Below are 17,865 nucleotides of genomic sequence, written 5' to 3'. Positions count from 1 at the left end.
GGCAGCAGTCCGGGCAGCGCGCCCGCCTCGACGGCGCCGCGCTCGCCGGCCCGTTGCGGTATCCAGGCGAGCTTGGCCCCGGTGGCGTCGGAGAGCCTGACCGCGGCGGCGAGCGCACCGGGCACCTCGGCCAGCCGCTCGCCCACGAGGATCACGGCGCCCGGAGCGGCCAGCAGCTCGGCGGCCCGCCTGATCGCGGGGTCGCTTGAGCCGCCCGCGGCCAGCGCGGTCAGCATGGCTGGCTCGGCGCCGGGCAGCGTCGGCAGCAGGGTGCCGGACATCTTGGCCAGCCCGGGCGCGGCCAGGGCCGCGACCGAGTAGACCGCCGGCCTGCCCTTGCGGGCCGCCTTGCGCAGCCGCAGGAACACGATCGGCGACTCGTCTTCCGGCTCGAACCCGGCCAGCAGCACGGCGGGCGCGGCCCCCAGGGTCGCGTAACTCACGTCGATGTCGCGTCCGGCCACGCGGGCGGCCAGGAACTGCTCCTCCTCCGCCGAGTGCGGCCGGGCGCGCATGTCGATGTCGTTGGTGTTGAGGGCGAGCCGGGCGAACTTCGCGTAGGCGTAGGCGTCCTCAAGCGTCAGCCGGCCTCCGGTCAGCACCCCCGCGCCGCGCGGCCCAGCGACCGCGTCGCGCGCCGCGGTGAGGCCGCGCGCGGCGGCCGTGAACGCGGCCGCCCAGGAGGCGGGACGGAGCACTCCGTCGGTGTCCCGGACCAGCGGCGTCGTCAGCCGGTCAGACTGGGTGGCGTACGCGAAGGCCCAGCGGCCCTTGTCGCAGTTCCACTCGTCGTTGACCTGCGGCTCCTCGCCGGCCAGGCGGCGCAGCACCCGGCCGCGCCTGTGGTCGGTGCGCTGCCGGCACCCGGCCGCGCAGTGCTCGCAGACGCTCGGCGTGGACACGAGGTCGAACGGGCGGGACTTGAAACGGTACGCCGCCCCGGTGAGCGCGCCCACCGGGCAGACCTGCACCGTGTTGCCAGAGAAGTAGGAGTTGAACGGCTCTCCGGCCGCGGTGCCGATGTACTGGCCGGGGCCGCGCTCGATGAAGTCGATGAAGGCGTCGCCGGCGATCTCCTCCGACGTCCGGACGCACCGGGTGCACGAGATGCAGCGCTCCCGGTCGAGCAGCACCTCGGTGGAGATCGGCACCGGCTTGGCGAATTCGCGCTTGTCCTCAACGAACCGGGTCTCGCCCTGGCCGTTGGACATGGCCTGGTTCTGCAGCGGGCACTCGCCGCCCTTGTCGCACATCGGGCAGTCGAGCGGGTGGTTGATCAGCAGCAGCTCCATCACGCCGCGCTGCGCCTTCTCGGCGACGGCGGAGGTGAGCTGCGTCTTGACCACCATCCCGTCGGTGCACACGGTGGTGCACGAGGCCAGTGGCTTGCGCTGCCCCTCGATCTCCACCAGGCACTGCCGGCAGGCGCCGATCGGCTCGAGCAGCGGATGATCGCAGAACCTCGGGATCTGGATGCCGAGGTTCTCGGCGGCCCGGATCACCAGGGTCCCCTTCGGCACGGCGATCTCGAACCCGTCGATCGTGACGGTCACGGTGTTCGTGGTCGTCTGCACAGTCATGAGGTCACCTGTCCGCCCACAGTGTCGAGGCGGCCGGGTCGAACGGGCAGCCGCCCTCCTTCTGGTGCTGCACGATCTCGTCCCTGAAGTACTTGATGGCGGAGCTGATCGGCACGGGCACGGCGTCACCGAGCGCGCAGAACGCCCGGCCGATGATGTTGTCGCCCACGTCGAGCACCGTTGCCAGGTCTTCCTCGGTGCCCTTGCCCTGCTCAATCCGCTCGATCGTCCGTACCAGCCAGTACGTCCCCTCCCGGCACGGGGTGCACTTGCCGCACGACTCGTGCTGGTAGAACTCGGTCCAGCGCAGGGCCGCGCGCACGACGCAGGTCGTCTCGTCGAAGATCTGCAGCGCCCGGGTGCCGAGCATCGACCCGGCAGCGCCGATCGACTCGAAGTCAAGCGGCACGTCCAGGTGCGCGTCGGTGAGGAGCGGGGTCGACGACCCGCCCGGTGTCCAGAACTTCAGGCGGCGCCCGCCGCGGATGCCGCCTGCTAGTTCCAGCAGCTCGCGCAGCGTGATGCCGAGCGGCGCCTCGTACTGCCCGGGCTTGGTGACGTGCCCGGACAGCGAGAAGATCCCGAAGCCCTTCGACTTCTCCGTGCCCATCCCGGCGAACCACTCCGCGCCGTTGGCCATGATCGACGGCACGCTGGAAATGGACTCGACGTTGTTGATGACCGTCGGGCAGGCGTAGAGCCCCTCGACGGCCGGGAACGGCGGCCGGTTCCTCGGCAGGCCACGGTACCCCTCGAGCGAGGTGAGCAGCGCGCTCTCCTCCCCGCAGATGTAGGCACCCGCGCCGGCGTGCACCACGACGTCGAGATCGAAGCCCGAGCCGAGGATGTTCCTGCCGAGGTATCCGGCCTCGTACGCCTCGGCGACCGCGAACTGCAGCCGCCTGACCGCGTGCAGCACCTCGCCGCGCACGTAGATGAACGCGTGCCTGGCCCGGATCGCGTAGCAGGTGATGATGGCGCCCTCGATCAGCGTGTGCGGGGTGGCCATCATCAGCGGAACGTCCTTGCACGTCCCCGGCTCTGACTCGTCCGCGTTGACGGTGAGGTAGTGCGGCTTGCCGTCGCCTTGCGGGATGAAGGACCACTTCACCCCGGTGGGGAACCCGGCGCCGCCGCGGCCGCGGAGCACGGAGGCCTTGACCGTGGCGATCACGTCGTCAGGGCTCATCGCCAGCGCCCTGCGCAGCCCCTGGTAGCCGCCGGTCCGCTCGTAGCCGGCCAGCGTGAAGGAGTCGGGCTCGCCCCAGTGCGCGGTCAGCACCGGCGTAAGGATGGCGGTCACGTGGTCCCTCCGTCAGGGCCAGCAGGTGCCGGCGCCGTCCAGCCGTTCGCCTTGGCGAGCTCCAGGCCGACCAGGCTGGCCGGGCCCGCCGACGGGCCGTCGGCGGCCTGCCCGTCGCCGAACCCCGCGAGGATGCGCGAGGCCTGCTTCCATGTGCACAGCCGCGCGGGACCGCGAGTGGGCCTGACCTCCCGGCCGGCCCGCAGGTCATCGACGAGCTGCCTGGCGGACTCCGGCGTCATGTTGTCGAAGAACTCCCAGTTGACCATGACCACCGGGGCGTAGTCGCAGGCCGCGTTGCACTCGACGCGCTCGAGGCCGACCTTGCCGTCCGGCGTGACGAAAGCGTGGTGTTCGTCGCCATGGGGATCCACCCCGAGACGCGACGCGAGTTCGGCGTAGATCTGGTCGCCGCCCATGATCGCGCACAGCGTGTTCGTGCAGACACCGACCTGGTACTCACCGGCCGGGCTGTCCTTGTACATCGTGTAGAAGCTGGCGACGCCGGCCACCTCGGTCTCCGTGCATCCGAGCGCCTCGGCGCAGAACTTGATGCCGGCAGCGGAGACGTACCCCTCCTCGGACTGCACCAGGTGCAGCAGCGGCAGCAGCGCGGACCGTGCCCGCGGGTACCGCCCGATGATGTCGGCGGCGTCCGCCCGCAGCCGGGTCAGCGCCTCGCTGTCCCGTTGGCCCAAACCAGCCGGGTCACTGAACGGCATTACCTGTCCACGCCTCCAATCACCGGGTCGATCGACGCGATCGCCGGGATCACGTCGGCGAGCAGCCCGCCCTCGCACATCATCGCGATGGACTGCATGTGGTGGAACGAGGGGTCGCGCAGGTGAGCCCGGTACGGCCGCGTGCCGCCGTCGCTGACCACGTGGCAGCCGAGCTCGCCCTTGGCCGACTCGATCGGCACGTACGCCTGCCCGGCCGGTACCCGGAAGCCCTCCGTCACCAGCTTGAAGTGGTGGATCAGCGCCTCCATCGACTGCCCCATGATGTGCGCGATGTGCTCGGGCGAGGGGCCCATGCCGTCCGGGCCGAGCGACAGCCTGGCCGGCCAGCCGATCTTCGCGTCGGCGATCATCACGGGGTCGTTGGGCTGCTTGCGGTCGGCCAGCCGGTCCACGCACTGCGAGACGATCCGCAGCGACTGCTCGATCTCGGTCATCCGGACCTGGTACCGCCCGTAGGCGTCGCAGGTGTCCGCGGTAGAGGTGTCGAACTCGTAGCTCTCGTAGCCCAGGTACGGCTGAGACTTGCGCAGGTCCCAGGGCAGCCCGGTAGCGCGCAGCATCGGGCCCGTCACGCCAAGCGCCATGCACGCTTCCAGGTCGAGATAGGCGATTCCCCTGGTACGCGCGATGAACACCGGGTTCGCGTCGATCAGCCTGCGCAGGTCGTGCACCCACTTCGGCGCCTTGCGGAGGAAGTCGCGGATCGCCTCGAGACCGCCGGGCGGCATGTCCTGCGCGACGCCGCCGGGACGGATGAACGCGTGGTTCATCCGCAGCCCCGTGATCAGCTCGAACAGGTCGAGGACGTTCTCCCGCATCCGCACGCCCTGCAGGAAGATCGTGGTCGCCCCCAGCTCGAGGCCGAACGGCCCGATGCCGCCCAGGTGCGACGCGATCCGGTTGAGCTCGAGCAGCAGCACCCGGATGATCCGGGCCCGCTCAGGCACCTTGTCCTCGATGCCGAGCAGCCGTTCCACGGACAGGCAGTACGCGGTCTCGTTGAACAGCGGCATCAGGTAGTCAGCCCGGGTGACGAACGTGGTGCCCTGCGTCCAGGTGCGGTACTCCATGTTCTTTTCGATGCCGGTGTGCAGGTAGCCGATCGATGCCCTGGCCTCGGTGACGGTCTCGCCCTCCAGGGTCAGGATCAGCCGCAGCACCCCGTGCGTCGACGGGTGCTGCGGGCCCATGTTGATGACGATCTGCTCGTTCTCCGCGCGCTCGGTGTCGCCCGCGGCGAAAACCTGGTCCCAGTCCTGGCCGGCGACGTTGTAGATCCGGCCCTCGGCTGCTTCCTCATCGGCGTCGCTAGCACCAGGGGTCACGCGAGTGGTCATGCGTACGACCTCCTCTCGTCTGGCGGCGGCACCTTCGTGCCGCGGTACTCCACCGGGATCCCGCCGAGCGGGTAGTCCTTGCGCTGCGGATGGCCCAGCCAGTCGTCGGGCATCTCGATCCTGGTCAGCGCGGGGTGCCCGTCGAAGATGATCCCGAAGAAGTCCCAGGTCTCCCGTTCGTGCCAGTTGTTCGCCGGGTACACGCCGGTCACCGAGGGGATGTGCGGGTCGGCGTCGGGCGCGCTCACCTCGAGCCGGATCCGGCGGTTGTGCGTGATCGACAGCATGTGGTAGACGGCGTGCAGCTCGCGGCCCGCCTCATCCGGGTAGTGCACCCCGGACACCCCGGTGCAGATCTCGAACCGCAGCGCCGGGTCGTGCAGCAGCTTGTCCGCCACCTCGACCAGCCGCTCGCGGCGCACGTGGAAGGTGATCTCACCATGGGCCACCACGACCCGCTCGATCGCGTCGGAAAAGCCGAGCCCGGCCCCCTGCAGCGCGCTGCCGAGGGCCTGCGCCACCGCGTCGAAGTAACCGCCGTAGGGCGGCTCGGACGACAGCGGCGGCTGCCTGCGGACCTGGAGCCGCCCGTAGCCGGACGTGTCGCCAGAAGTCTGCGTGCCGAACATGCCGGTGCGCGCCACCTGCTCGGCCAGCCGCTGCTCGCCGAGCCGTGCGGGCAGCCCGCCGTCCTCCTCGGCGGCCGGCTCGCCGGGGCTCTGCGTCACTAGAGCTCACTCCCCACGTCGTTGACCCCGGCGGTGACATGCAACGGGAGCATGTCCAGCCGGGCCTGCTCGAGTTCGGTGATCTCCTCTTGGCGGTCCGGGCCAAGCTTCATGTTCATGATCTTGTCGTGCAGCTTGAGGATCGCGTCCATCAGCATTTCCGGGCGCGGCGGACAGCCGGGCAGGTAGATGTCAACAGGGACGATGTGGTCGACGCCCTGCACGATCGCGTAGTTGTTGAACATGCCCCCGCTTGACGCGCAGACGCCCATCGAGATCACCCACTTGGGCTCGGGCATCTGGTCGTAGATCTGCCGCAGCACCGGCGCCATCTTCTGGCTGACCCGGCCGGCGACGATCATCAGGTCGGCCTCGCGGGGGGTGGAGCCTGTCTTCTCCATGCCGAACCGGGCCAGGTCGTGGCGCGGACCGCCGGTCATCATCAGCTCGATCGCGCAGCACGCCAGGCCGAACGTCGCCGGCCACACCGACCGGGCACGCGCCCACCCCGCGACCTTCTCCACCGTGGTCAGCAGGACGCCGCTCGGCAGCTTTTCCTCGATGCCCATCTCGCTAATCCCATTCCAGGCCACCGCGGCGCCAGACGTAGGCGTACGCGATGAGCACGGTGACGACGAAGGTGACCATCTCGACGAGGCCGAAAGGTCCCAGCTTGCCGAACGTCACCGCCCAGGGGTAAAGGAAGACGATCTCGATGTCGAAGACGATGAACAGCATCGCGGTCAGGTAGTACTTGACCGGGATCTTGACGCCGCCCAGCGGAAGGGGGGTCGGCTCGATCCCGCACTCGTAGTTCTCCAGCTTCGCCTTGTTCCAGCGCTTCGGTCCCACGAGGAAGGTTCCCATCGCGACCGAGAACACGGCGAAGCCGAAGGCGAGCACGGCGAGCACGAGGATGGGTATGTACAGCTTCACCGTAATTCCGCCCCCTCTCTGTGGTCTCTCATCCTAGGCACCGGCTCACCTGGGGTTGGGTGCGAGTCGGGTCATGCCGTTGATCAGGCGGTCGGCGGCGTCGCCGCCGCGCGGATCGGTCAGGTTAGCCAGGAGCTTAAGGGCGAATCCCATCAGCGCGGGCCGCGACATGCCGTGCCTCGTCGCGAAGCGCATCAGCTGCGGACGCCCGATAAGCTGCACGAATAGGCGGCCGAGCGCGTAGTAGCCGCCGTAGGCGTCCGCCAGCGCCCGCGGGTACCCGCGCAGCACCCGGTCGGCCTGCTCGCGGGTCGGCCGGGCCAGCGCCTGGGCGATCGTGCGCGCCAGCATCTCCCCCGACTCCATCGCGTACGCGATGCCCTCGCCGTTGAACGGGTTCACCATGCCGGCAGCGTCTCCGGCGAGCAGCAGCCCCCGGTAGTAGTGCGGGGTCCTGTTGAAGCCCATCGGCAGCGCGGCACCGCGCACCGGCTCGGTGCGGTTCTCCTCGACCAGCCCCCACTCCGCCGGCATCGACGTCAGCCACCGCCGCAGCAGCGCGCGGTAGTCGGTGTTGCCGAACGCCGCGGACGTGTTCAGCAGGCCGAGCCCGACGTTCGAGGTGCCGTCGCCCATGCCGAAGATCCAGCCGTACCCGGGCAGCAGCCGGGGACCGTCCCACAGGTCCAGCCACGACTCCAGGTAGTCGTCGTCGTGCCGCGGCGACTTGTAGTAGGTGCGGACCGCCACGCCGAGCGGGCGGTCGTCCCGCGTCCGCAGGCCCATCGCGACAGAAAGGCGCGAGGAATTGCCGTCGGCCGCCACGATCACACGGGAACGGAACGTGAGCCGAGAATCCACGGCCCGTTCCGTATCATGATCGGCGGAACCCGCGCGGGCGGTCACCCCGGTGATCCTGCCTTCGTCGTCGAGGACCGGGCCGGTCACCGTGACCCCCTCGACCAGCCTGGCGCCGGCGGCCTGCGCTCGGCGGGCAAGCGTCTCATCGAGCGCGGCGCGGGTGCGCACCAGGCCGTACCCGGGATAGCTGTCCAGGTCGGGCCACGGCATCTCAAGGCGCATCCGCGCGCCGATCACCCGCAGCCCCTTGTTCCGCAGCCACCCGGAACCAGGGCCGACGTCCACCCCCATCGCGACCAGCGCCTTGACCGCGCGCGGCGTCAGCCCGTCGCCGCACACCTTTTCCCTCGGGAACCGGGCCTTCTCGAGCAGCAGCACGTCAAGCCCGGCCTGCGCGAGATAGTAGGCGGTGGTCGCGCCCGACGGGCCGGCGCCCACGACGATGACGTCCGCGTCGTCATCCCGCGGGCCGGCCGGTCTTTCCCCGCGGGTGAGAGTTGCAACGCGGCCGCCCGGGTGTGCCGGGCCGGCCGCGACGGAAACGCGCTCGGTCACGTGTCAGATCCTGGGTTTCTTGTGAACTGCTTCACAAATTCTTTGCCGTTAGTTTAATCCCTGCCCTGTCTGGGTAATTGAGCGCCCCCGCCTAGCGGCAGGAAAGAGCCTTTCTAGAGGTTCCTGGCGACGTGGATCGCCACCACGCCGAGTGTCAGGTCGCGCCACCGGACCGCCGACCAGCCCGCGGCCCGGATCACGTCCGCAAGCTCCCGCTGCGCCGGCCAGTCGGTGATGGAGTCCGCCAGGTATACGTACGCCTCGGGGTTGTCCGCGGTGTGCCGGGCAATCGCCGGCAGGACGCCGGTCAGGTAACGCCGGTAAAGCATATCGAGGGGCGGGAGGGTAATCCGGCTGAACTCGCAGACCACCAGCCGCCCCGCTGGCCTCGTCACTCGCCGCATTTCGGCGAGCGCGTCCTGCGCGCCGTGCACGTTCCGCAGCCCGAAGGAGATCGTGACAGCGTCGAACGCCCCGTCGCGGAACGGCAGCCGCAGCGCGTCCCCGGCGGCGAAGCTCACCCTGCCCCGCGTCCTGGTCTGCCGCGGGTCCCGCGTCGCGAGCCTGGCGCGGCCCGCGCGCAGCATGCCGAGCGAGAAGTCACAGGCCACGCAGTCGGCGCCGGACGCCGCGAACGTCACCGACGAGGTCCCCGTGCCGGCCGCCAGGTCGAGCACCCGGTCACCGGGGCGCACTTGCAGGATGCGCTGCACGTGTTTGCGCCAGAGGCGTACCTGGCCCATGGACAGCACGTCGTTCATCAGGTCGTACCGGCCGGCCACGGCGTCGAACATCGCCGCCACCTCGGCGGGCCGCTTGTCAAGACCAGCGCGCGTCATGCCTGACAGCCTGCCACCTACAGCAGGCTGGGACGCTGCCAGGGCTCCCCGAGCACGTGCTCGCCGAGGAACGCGAAGACGGTCTCGTACCAGACGGTGGCGTTGCCCGGCGTGAGGATCCAGTGGTTCTCGTCGGGGAAATAGAGGAACTTGGCCGGCACCTGGTGCCTGATCAGGTCCCACCACAGGCGGAACGCCTCGGACACGGGCACCCGGAAGTCCCGGTTGCCGTGGATGACGAGCATCGGGGTCGTTACCTTCGCCACGTGCAGGTGGGGCGAGTTCTCCTCGTACATGCGCGGCGCGGTCAGCGGGTCGCCGAACTGCGGGTGGAACAGGTGCGGCACGTCCGTCGTGCCGAACATCTGGTCAAGCGCCCACAGCCCCGCGTGGCTGACGATCGCCCTGAACCGGTCCGTGTGGCCCGCGATCCAGTTCGCCATGTAGCCGCCGTAGGAGCCGCCCATCATGGCGGTCCGTGACCCGTCGATGTCCTCGCGCCCGGCGGCGGCGTCGGTCGCGGCCATCACGTCGCGGAACGGGCGCTCGCCCCACTGGTGGTAGCCGCGCCTGATGAAGCCGTTGCCGTACCCGGTGGACAGGGCCGGGTCCGGCAGCAGCACCGCATATCCCTTCGCGGCCATCAGCCACGGGTTCCACCGCCATGACCAGGAATTCCAGCTCATCATCGGGCCGCCGTGCACCCAGAGCAGCAGCGGCGCCCTGGCCCGCGGGGACGCCGATTCCGGCAGCACAAGCCAGCCGCGCACCGGGTGGCCGTCGTCGGCGGTCGCGGTTATCTCGGTGAGACGGCCCGGCAGCCCGAGCTGTGCGCCGGGGCACGGCAGCGGCACCACCTGGCCGGTGGCCAGGTCGATCCGGACGGGCGCCGGCGGCGCGTCCACCGCCGCGCGCAGCGCGTACAAGGCGGCGCCGTCCGGCGACGGGCTCACGTCGCTGTAGTAGCCATGGTCGGCGGTGACGCGGGTGACCTCGCTCGTCGCCAGGTCCACCCGGAACACCGGGTGCCTGCCGGCGTCGTCGGCGGTGAAGAACACCGCGCGGCCCGACGGATCCCACACCGGGTCGCGCGGCCAGCGGTCCAGGTGCGGGACCAGGTCGCGTGCCGGTTCCGGCCCGGTGCCGGGCGCGCCGGCGCCCGGCTCGCCGGCCGGCACGAGCACAAGCGTGAAGTCGTGCGGCTCGGACGGGGTCGGGTGCGTCCCGCGCACGCACACCAGGTGACGTCCGTCCGGCGCGAAGGCGGGGTCTTCGAAATCCAGGTCAGGGTCGGTGAGCAGCGCCGTCTGCCTGCCCGAGGCGAGATCGACAAGCACCAGCTCCTTGTGGGTCTGCACGCCGTCCCGCCACCGCCACCACGTGGTCGCGGCCACCGTGCCGTCCGGGCTCAGCGCGAACGAGGGCTCGAACAGAGCGCGGCCCGCTTCCGGGGTCAGGTCGCGCGCCGCGTACGCGCCGCCCTCGTCGTCCCCCGCGCCGTCGGCGGCCGCCGCGAGGGCGAACATCCGCAGGTCGGTCGGCCCCAGGTCGTGATCCCAGTAGCGCGCGGGAACCGTCTCGTGCAAGATCGCGGTGACGCCCGCGTCCTTGCGCTCCTTGCGCAGTCGCTCGTCGTCCGGCAGCACCGGCGACACGGCGACGACGCGGCGGCGGCCGGCCGCGGTCTCGACCTCGGTGACGCCGCCGGCCGGCGACCAGATGACCCGCGCCTCGCCGCCACCCGGCGGCAGCAGCCACAGCGCCGCGACGGCGTCGCCGTTCTCGGCTTTCGCGTCAGGGTCGGGCCGCTTCGAGGTGAAAAGCAGCGACCCGTCGGGCAGGAAGCGCGGGCCGCCCTCGCCATCCGCGGACCTGGTCAGGCGGCGCGGCTGGCCGCCGCGGGCGTCGATCCGCCAGATGCTCGTCACGTACTTCTTCCGGTCGGCGCTCAGCGTCTGCACGCTCGCGGCCAGCCAGCTTCCGCCCGGCGCCAGCCGAAGCGCGGTGACCCGCGGTATGGCCATGTAGTCGCTGAGGTCATGGAAGGCGGTCGCCGCATCGCGCGCGGCCGGCGCGTCCGCCGTGTCGTTTGTCATCCCCCGCGCCGCCTCAGTGCGCCTCGGTGATCATGACCGTGCCCACCGTCGTGTTGGTCGCCTCGTCGATCAAGATCATGCCGCCGGTCAGCCGGTTGCGCGCGTAGGGGTCGGCGAACACGGGCTGCGTCAGCCGCATGCGGACGCGGCCTACCTCGTTCAGTCCCAGCGAAGTGGCGGCCTCGTCCCTGTGCAGGGTGTTGACGTCGATCCGGTAGTGCAGGTCGGTGACGATCCCCTTGACCGTGCGCGTCGTGTGCTTGACGATCAGCCGGGTACGCGGGCCAAGCGGCCGGTCGGCGGTCATCCAGCACACCATGCCCTCAAGGTCCTGGGCGGTGGCGGGCCGGTTGTTCGGGCGGCAGATCAGGTCGCCACGGGATATGTCCACGTCGTCGTCGAGCAGCAGCGTCACCGACATGGGCGGGAAGGCCTCGGCGACGGATTCGCCGGCCGCCTCGATGGCCCGGATCGTGGTCGTGAATCCGGAAGGCAGGTGCAGCACCTCGTCGCCGGGCTTGAGCACGCCGCCCGCCACCTGGCCGGCGTAGCCGCGGTAGTCGTGCAGTTCCGGGTCGCTTGACGCGTGCGGGCGGATCACGTACTGCACAGGGAACCGCACATCGATCAGGTTGCGGTCGGAAGCGATGTGCAGGTGCTCCAGGTGATGCAGCAGCGACGGCCCGTCGTACCAGGGCGTGCTCGCCGACCGCTCGACCACGTTGTCGCCGTGCAGCGCGGAGATCGGGATGAACGTCAGGTCCTGGATCTCCAGCTTGGCGGCGAACGCGGTGAAGTCGGCGCAGATCTGCTCGAACACCCGCTGGTCGTACCCGACCAGGTCCATCTTGTTGACCGCCAGCACCAGGTGCGGCACGCGCAGCAGCGTGGTGAGGAAGGCGTGCCGCCTGGACTGCTCGGTGAGCCCGTTCCGCGCGTCCACCAGGATGACGGCCAGGTCGGCGGTGGAGGCGCCGGTGACCATGTTCCGCGTGTACTGGATGTGCCCCGGGGTGTCGGCGATGATGAACTTCCGCCGCGGCGTCGCGAAATACCGGTACGCCACGTCGATCGTGATGCCCTGCTCCCGCTCGGCGCGCAGCCCGTCGGTCAGCAGTGCCAGGTTCGTGCCCTCCTCGCCGCGGTCCCGCGACGTGCGCTCGACCGCCGCAAGCTGGTCTTCGAAGATCGCCTTTGAGTCGAACAGCAGCCGTCCGATCAGCGTGGACTTGCCGTCGTCCACCGAGCCGGCGGTGGCGAACCGCAGGATGTCCATGTCTAGAAGTAGCCCTCTCGCTTGCGGTCTTCCATCGCGGCCTCGCTGGTCCTGTCGTCGGCGCGCGTCTGCCCCCGCTCGGTGATCCTGGTGGCGGCGACCTCGGCGATCACCTGGGCGACCGTGCTCGCGGTCGACTCGACCGCTCCGGTGCAGGTCATGTCGCCCACGGTCCGGTACCGCACGGTGGCGGCGAACAAGGGCTCGTCGTCACCGCGCGGCACGAATGGGTTGTCCGCCAGCAGGATGCCGTCCCGCTCGAAGACCTGCCGCTCGTGCGCGTAGTAGATGGACGGTATCCCCAGCTCCTCGCGCTCGATGTACGCCCAGACGTCCAGCTCGGTCCAGTTGGACAGCGGGAATACCCGGATGTGCTCGCCGCGCCTTATCCGCGTGTTGTACAGGTTCCAAAGCTCGGGCCGCTGGTTCTTCGGGTCCCACTGCCCGAACTCGTCGCGGAAGCTGAACACGCGCTCCTTGGCCCGGGCCTTCTCCTCGTCCCGCCGCGCCCCGCCGAACAGCGCGTCGAAACGATGCTGCTCGATGGCGTCGAGCAAGGTCACCGTCTGCAGCCTGTTCCTGCTCGCCCACCGCCCGGTCTCCTCGATCACGCGCCCGGAATCGATCGAGTCCTGCACCGACGCCACCACCAGCCGCACGCCCAGCTCGGCGACGCGCCGGTCCCTGAAGTCGAGCACCTCGGCGAAGTTGTGCCCGGTGTCCACGTGCATGACGGGGAACGGGATGTTCGCCGGCCGGAACGCCTTCTCCGCCAGCGCGAGCATCACGATGGAGTCCTTGCCGCCTGAGAACAGCAGCGCGGGCCGCTCGAACTCGGCGGCGACCTCGCGAATGATGTGGACCGACTCGGCTTCCAGCACGTCTAGCTGGGACAACAGGTAATCAGATAGCATGCGTCGCTTCCCGGATCGCGGCCAGTAGCAGACCCGCGATGGCGGGCCGGCAAACTAGGATATCCGGGATCAGCGGGTCTTCCCCGTTGTACGCCAGGGCAGCGCCGTCGATCCTTGACGCGTGGTACCCGGCCGCTACCGCGACCGCGGCCGGGGCGGCGGTGTCCCACTGGTAGAACCCGCCCGCGTGCACGTACGCGTCGGTCTGCCCGCTCAGCACCGTGGCGACCTTGGCCCCGACCGAGCCGCAGGGCACGAGCTCGGCCCCGAGCAACTCCGCTACCCGCTGCACGAGCCGCGGCGCCCGGCTCCGGCTCACCACGATGCGGAGTTTCTCCCCCGGGGGGACGACCCCCCCGGTGACCCCCCCGTCTGGGGGGACCAGTCCCCCCAGGCCCCCCCTGCCGGTCGACAGGACCCGGCCCTGGGCGGGAAGGGCCACCGCGCCGGCGGTCAGCGTGCCCGCGCCGTCCGTGTCTTCCCCTTCCCCTGCGGCAGCCCGTTCCCACAGCGCCACGTGCACAGCCCAGTCGGCCCTGCCTTCCTCGCCGAACTCCCTGGTCCCGTCCAGCGGGTCGACGATCCACACCCGGTCCGCGGCCAGCCGCGCCTTGTCGTCGATGCCCTCCTCGGACAGCAGCGCGTCGGCAGGGCGGCGCGCCGCCAGCTGCGCGGCGAGGAACTCGTGCGAGAGCCTGTCCCCCGCCGCCCGCAGCACGTCCGGGTCGCCACCGCGAGCCCGCAGCGCGAGCAGCAACCGCCCGGCCTCGTCCGCGAGGTCCCGCGCGAGCACATGGTCATCGGCTGTCATCACGTTCTCTCCCATTAACTCGGCGGGGTCTGCGTGGAAGGTGTTCTGGGCCTCAGCCAGGCCCTTGCTGATCAGGGCCTCCGCCGCGTCGGCGCAGCGATCGAGCGCGAACGGAAGCTCCGCGCGTTCGGCCGGGGTGAAGTCGCGCAGCACGAACGCGGCCGGGTCCATCCGGCCGGGCGGGCGCCCGATGCCGAAGCGCACCCGGTAATAGTCGCGGGTGCCGAGCGACGCCGTGACCGACCGCAGGCCGTTGTGGCCGTTGTCGCCGCCGCCGAGCTTGAGCCGCACGGAGCCGAACGGAATGTCCAGCTCGTCGTGCAGCACGACAACCCGCTGCGCCGCAACCTTGTAGAAGGCGGCAAGCGCGGCGACGGGCCCGCCCGACAGGTTCATGTACGCCTGCGGCCTGGCGAGGGTCACCGGCTGCCCGGCGAGCCGGCCCTCCGCGATGTCGTTGCGGGTGCGGTGCGCCTTGAAGCGCGCGCCCATCCGCTCGGCGAGCAAGGCGAGGACCATGTGCCCGGCGTTGTGCCTGGTGCCCGCGTACGCCGGTCCCGGGTTCCCGAGGCCGACGATGATCCAGCGTTCGTCTGCCATGGCGCCCCGCTGGCTCGCGGGCTACTCTCCCCCGGCGGCCTCGGCCTCGGCCTCGGCGGCCGGCGCCTCCGGCGCCTCGGGCGCCTCCGCGGCCTCCGGCACGGCCTCGCCGAGCTCGGCCTCGATCTGCTCCGCGGTCGGGGCGGCGAGCACGTGCAGGACCAGCACCTCGGGGTCGACCTGCAGCGTCGTCCCCTGCGGCAGCGCCAGGTCCCTGGCGTGCACCGCGGTGCCGACCTCCATGCCCTGGACGTCCACCTCGATGCCGTCCGGGATGTTCGTGGCCTCGGTCTCGACCGCGATCTGCACCAGCTGCTGGTCGAGCAGGCCGCCTGCGAACACCTCGCCGCTCACCCGGACCGGAATGTCGACGGTGACCTTCTCACCGCGGCGGACCTCGATCAGGTCGACGTGCTCGATCAAGCCCTTGATCGGGTCCCGCTGTACCGCCTTGGGCAGGGCCAGGCCCGGGCGGCCGGACAGGCCCTCGATCCGGAGCAGGGCGTTCGGGGTCTTCAGCGCGAGCATCAGCTCGTGCTGAGGCAGCGACAGGTGCTGGGCCGGGGCCCCGTGCCCGTACATGACAGCGGGCACGCGACCCGCCCGGCGGGTGCGGCGGGCTGCCCCCTTGCCGAACTCGGTGCGCGGCTCGGCTTTGATACGGACCTCAGGCACGGTCAGTCACTCCTCATGCGGATACGTGCGATGCGCCAACGCAGTCTAGCCCACAAACAGCGTGCGTGCGGATGCGAGCGTTTCCGCATCCGCACGCACGGCCGCGAGTCCGCCGGACCTGCTACCGGACGTCAGGACTCGTCTTCCGGTACCGCGGTCTCTGGCTCGTCCTCGTCGAGCTCGTCGTCCTCCGGCACCGCGGTCTCCGGCACCGCCGTCTCCGGCACCGCGGTCTCCGGCACCGCCGTCCCTGGGTCGTCGCTCATTTCCCGTCCCTTCTGGTCTCCCCGCACCCGGAAACGAAAACCAAATACCCCGCCGTTCCGGCCGCTAGGGGTTGATTGGCTTGACGCATGCATTCGGAATTGTAGCCACGGGTTCGCGCGGAGTTCGCGCGATCCGGGCAGGTGCCAGGAATGTCCGTGTTTAGGCAGGGCCTGGCCGCTCAGGCGCGCGCGCCAGGCAGCGCCCCGAGGGCGGACTGTATCTCCGCGATTTCCGCGTCCAATTCGAGGCTTTCGAATATCGCCAGCGCGGCGATCCACGACTGGCGCGCCGCGTCCTGCTCGGCAGACATGAGGCGCGCCTGGCCGAGGTACTTCAGCGCGAGGGCCTGCCCAAGCAGGTCCCCGTTCGCACGGTGGACGCGGTGCGCTTCGGTCAGGCTCGCGATCGCCTCGTCCGGGCGGCGTGACTCCAGGTGAACGCGGCCCAGGTTGTGCAGCACGTGCCCTTGGCCGTATCCGGTGATTTCGCGCGATAGATCCCTGGCCTCGGTCAGGCAGGCAGCGGCTTCGTCGAGCCGGCCGAGTTCCAGGCAGAACTCGCCGTGGTTGTTCAGGCCGATCACAAGCAGCGAGGCGTTGCCGACCTCCCGAAGCACCTCAAGGCAGCGCAGCGACTGTTCAAGCGCAGCCTCGGGTCCCCGCAGTGCGTGAAAGGCATCCGCCAGCGAGATGGCGGTCTGCGCCTCGCCCTGGCGGTCGCCGATCTCCCGGCGGATCGAAAGCGCCCGTTGAAGAGCGGGGAGCGCCTCGGTTTCCCGTATCTTGGCGAGCGCCTGCCCCAGGTTCTGCAGCGCCCACGCCTCTCCCTTGCGATGCCCCGCGATGCGGGCGTTGTCGGCCGCGATCCGGTGGACGATGATGCAATCTGCCCAGTTGTCACGCCGGTTGAACAGGGGGAACAGCGCCGTCGGCAGCCGCCAGGCCACGTCGTGCAGGCCGAGCGCCGCCGCCTGACGGGTCGCGGCGACAACGTTCACCCGCTCGCTGTCGTACCAGTCGAGGGTGTCCGCGACCGAAGCGGGACGCGGCGGGGGCGGATCGGGCCGGTCCGCGAGCGGGACGTGGTAGCGGTGCGGCGATACGACGCTGGCCCCCGCGTCGGCAGTGTCCAGGTACCAGCGCAGCAGCCGGCCGACCGCCTCGTCCCTGGCCGCCTCGGATTCCTCCGCCTGCGCGCGCTCGGTGGCGTAGAACCGGAGCAGGTCATGGAAGCGGTACCGGTCGGCCGCGGGCGACTCGAGCAGGTTGGTGTCGACGAGTGTCTCGAGCGCGTCCGCGATGTCGTCGTCAGGCACGCCGAGGAGGGCAGCGGCGGCCGGGAGGCTGACCGACGGTCCCTGCCAGAGGCCGAGCAAGCGGAATACGCGGGCTGGATCGGCAGCGGAGCCGGCCGCCTGGAGGCTGTCGTAGCTGACCTGGAAGCTAGCCCTGACCGCGAGGTCCCCGGTCTTGAGCTCGTCGAGGCGCCGCCGTTCGTCCCGCAGCCGGTGCGCCATCGTGGCGATTCCCCAGTGCCTGCGCGCCGCGAGGCGGGCCGCGCAGATCCGGATCGCGAGCGGCAGTCCCGCGCACGCGATCAGCACCGCGGCCGTGGCGTCCGGTTCGGCGGCGGGCCGCTCGTCGTCGACGATCCGGGAGAACAGCGCGAGCGCCTCCGTGTCCTCCAGCACGTCCAGGTCGACAAACCGGGTGCTCACCAGGTCCGGGGTGCTGTTGCGGGTCGTCACCAGGACCGCGCAGGAGGCGCTGCCCGGCAGCAGCGGCCTGACCTGGGCGGCGTCCTTGGCGTTGTCGAGCAAGACCAGCACCCGGCGACCGGTCAGCCGCGTGCGGTACAGCGCCGCGCGCTCGTCGTCGCCGGCCGGGACCTTGTTACCGTCCACGCCGAGGTCCCGCAGGAACCGCGCCAGCACTTCGCCGGGCGCCGCCGGCTGCGAGCCGGCACCGAACAGGTCAACGTACAGCTGGCCATCGGGGAACAGCGCGCCGACCTGGTGCGCGGCGTGCACGGCGAGCGTTGTCTTGCCGAGGCCCCCGGCACCGGCCACGACGGCGATCCGCACCGCGCCGGGGCTGGCCGCGGCGGCCTCCTGGACCAGCATCTCGCACAGGTGCCTGACCTGGGTCTCGCGGCCGGTGAAGTCCCCGATGTCGGCAGGCAGCTGAGCCGGCCTCGGCAGCGGCGGACCGGCGGGCTCCTCCGCGGGCGCCGGTGCCGCGGGCGGCGCGGCGACCTCCCCGAACGTGCCGATCGAGATCGTGCCAGGCGCCCCGCCGAGCGGGATCTCATCGGCAGCGCCGCCCGTCGCCGCCCGGTCGCGGCC

The 17,865-nt window shown here is 70.8% G+C and carries 16 protein-coding genes and 1 pseudogene; all 17 read right to left on the bottom strand.

What is annotated here, in order from left to right; all coding sequences use genetic code 11:
- Positions 1-1,580 (bottom strand): NADH-quinone oxidoreductase subunit G (locus Q1N79_RS28590; protein ID WP_300614177.1); only part of this gene is annotated, 1,580 nt, incomplete at its 3' end.
- A gap of 4 nt (positions 1,581-1,584) precedes the next feature.
- Positions 1,585-2,883 (bottom strand): NADH-quinone oxidoreductase subunit NuoF, encoded by a 1,299-nt coding sequence (nuoF, locus tag Q1N79_RS28585; RefSeq protein WP_300614176.1) that lies wholly within the window; start codon positions 2,881-2,883, stop codon positions 1,585-1,587.
- On the bottom strand, positions 2,880-3,581 hold the full coding sequence (gene nuoE, locus Q1N79_RS28580) for an NADH-quinone oxidoreductase subunit NuoE (protein WP_300614175.1): 702 nt from the start codon (positions 3,579-3,581) through the stop codon (positions 2,880-2,882). The genes nuoF and nuoE overlap by 4 nt, the downstream gene beginning before the upstream one ends.
- A 23-nt stretch (positions 3,582-3,604) precedes the next feature.
- The gene (locus tag Q1N79_RS28575; RefSeq protein WP_300614174.1) at positions 3,605-4,963 is read right to left on the bottom strand and encodes an NADH-quinone oxidoreductase subunit D; all 1,359 of its coding nucleotides are present in this window, start codon (positions 4,961-4,963) and stop codon (positions 3,605-3,607) included.
- Complete coding sequence (locus Q1N79_RS28570; RefSeq protein WP_300614173.1) at positions 4,960-5,691, bottom strand: NADH-quinone oxidoreductase subunit C; 732 nt, start codon at positions 5,689-5,691, stop codon at positions 4,960-4,962. Before Q1N79_RS28570 ends, Q1N79_RS28575 begins: the two co-directional genes overlap by 4 nt.
- Positions 5,691-6,260 (bottom strand): NADH-quinone oxidoreductase subunit B family protein, encoded by a 570-nt coding sequence (locus tag Q1N79_RS28565; RefSeq protein WP_300614171.1) that lies wholly within the window; start codon positions 6,258-6,260, stop codon positions 5,691-5,693. The genes Q1N79_RS28570 and Q1N79_RS28565 overlap by 1 nt, the downstream gene beginning before the upstream one ends.
- Before the next feature lie 4 nt (positions 6,261-6,264).
- The gene (locus Q1N79_RS28560; protein ID WP_300614170.1) at positions 6,265-6,627 is read right to left on the bottom strand and encodes an NADH-quinone oxidoreductase subunit A; all 363 of its coding nucleotides are present in this window, start codon (positions 6,625-6,627) and stop codon (positions 6,265-6,267) included.
- A 45-nt stretch (positions 6,628-6,672) separates the two neighbouring features.
- The gene (locus Q1N79_RS28555) at positions 6,673-7,932 is read right to left on the bottom strand and encodes a geranylgeranyl reductase family protein (protein WP_300614179.1); all 1,260 of its coding nucleotides are present in this window, start codon (positions 7,930-7,932) and stop codon (positions 6,673-6,675) included.
- A 224-nt stretch (positions 7,933-8,156) separates the two neighbouring features.
- Positions 8,157-8,882: a demethylmenaquinone methyltransferase gene (locus Q1N79_RS28550; RefSeq protein WP_300614168.1), complete on the bottom strand. Its 726-nt coding sequence runs from the start codon at positions 8,880-8,882 to the stop codon at positions 8,157-8,159.
- A gap of 17 nt (positions 8,883-8,899) precedes the next feature.
- Positions 8,900-10,978 (bottom strand): S9 family peptidase, encoded by a 2,079-nt coding sequence (locus Q1N79_RS28545; protein WP_300614167.1) that lies wholly within the window; start codon positions 10,976-10,978, stop codon positions 8,900-8,902.
- A gap of 13 nt (positions 10,979-10,991) precedes the next feature.
- On the bottom strand, positions 10,992-12,254 hold the full coding sequence (locus Q1N79_RS28540; protein ID WP_300614166.1) for a GTP-binding protein: 1,263 nt from the start codon (positions 12,252-12,254) through the stop codon (positions 10,992-10,994).
- Between the two features lie 2 nt (positions 12,255-12,256).
- Entirely contained in the window at positions 12,257-13,168 is a 912-nt protein-coding gene (gene cysD, locus Q1N79_RS28535) for a sulfate adenylyltransferase subunit CysD (RefSeq protein WP_300614165.1), read from the bottom strand.
- Positions 13,158-13,979, bottom strand: coding sequence for a 3'(2'),5'-bisphosphate nucleotidase CysQ (locus Q1N79_RS28530; protein ID WP_300614178.1), 822 nt, complete (start codon positions 13,977-13,979; stop codon positions 13,158-13,160). Before Q1N79_RS28530 ends, cysD begins: the two co-directional genes overlap by 11 nt.
- Before the next feature lie 45 nt (positions 13,980-14,024).
- Positions 14,025-14,579, bottom strand: a pseudogene (gene pth / locus Q1N79_RS28525) (aminoacyl-tRNA hydrolase); the annotation flags it as partial.
- 21 nt (positions 14,580-14,600) lie between these two features.
- Positions 14,601-15,254, bottom strand: a complete 654-nt coding sequence (locus Q1N79_RS28520) for a 50S ribosomal protein L25/general stress protein Ctc (RefSeq protein ID WP_300614164.1) — start codon at positions 15,252-15,254, stop codon at positions 14,601-14,603.
- Positions 15,255-15,385: 131 nt separating this feature from the next.
- The gene (locus Q1N79_RS28515; protein ID WP_300614163.1) at positions 15,386-15,520 is read right to left on the bottom strand and encodes a hypothetical protein; all 135 of its coding nucleotides are present in this window, start codon (positions 15,518-15,520) and stop codon (positions 15,386-15,388) included.
- A gap of 179 nt (positions 15,521-15,699) precedes the next feature.
- On the bottom strand, positions 15,700-17,865 hold a 2,166-nt coding region (locus Q1N79_RS28510; RefSeq protein ID WP_300614162.1), incomplete at its 5' end, for a tetratricopeptide repeat protein.

It is taken from the genome of Trebonia sp. (assembly GCF_030042015.1).
GTDB lineage: Bacteria > Actinomycetota > Actinomycetes > Streptosporangiales > Streptosporangiaceae > Trebonia.
This window is presented reverse-complemented; position numbering and strand designations above follow the sequence as displayed.

Bases quoted from the DNA above. Each gene is read 5' to 3' on its own strand.
- Q1N79_RS28515 (WP_300614163.1), bottom strand. From the start codon at position 15,520: ATGAGCGACGACCCAGGGACGGCGGTGCCGGAGACCGCGGTGCCGGAG.
- Q1N79_RS28575 (WP_300614174.1), bottom strand. From the start codon at position 4,963: ATGACCACTCGCGTGACCCCTGGTGCTAGCGACGCCGATGAGGAAGCA.
- Q1N79_RS28545 (WP_300614167.1), bottom strand. From the start codon at position 10,978: ATGACAAACGACACGGCGGACGCGCCGGCCGCGCGCGATGCGGCGACC.
- Q1N79_RS28540 (WP_300614166.1), bottom strand. From the start codon at position 12,254: ATGGACATCCTGCGGTTCGCCACCGCCGGCTCGGTGGACGACGGCAAG.
- Q1N79_RS28530 (WP_300614178.1), bottom strand. From the start codon at position 13,979: ATGACAGCCGATGACCATGTGCTCGCGCGGGACCTCGCGGACGAGGCC.
- cysD (WP_300614165.1), bottom strand. From the start codon at position 13,168: ATGCTATCTGATTACCTGTTGTCCCAGCTAGACGTGCTGGAAGCCGAG.
- Q1N79_RS28565 (WP_300614171.1), bottom strand. From the start codon at position 6,260: ATGGGCATCGAGGAAAAGCTGCCGAGCGGCGTCCTGCTGACCACGGTG.
- Q1N79_RS28550 (WP_300614168.1), bottom strand. From the start codon at position 8,882: ATGACGCGCGCTGGTCTTGACAAGCGGCCCGCCGAGGTGGCGGCGATG.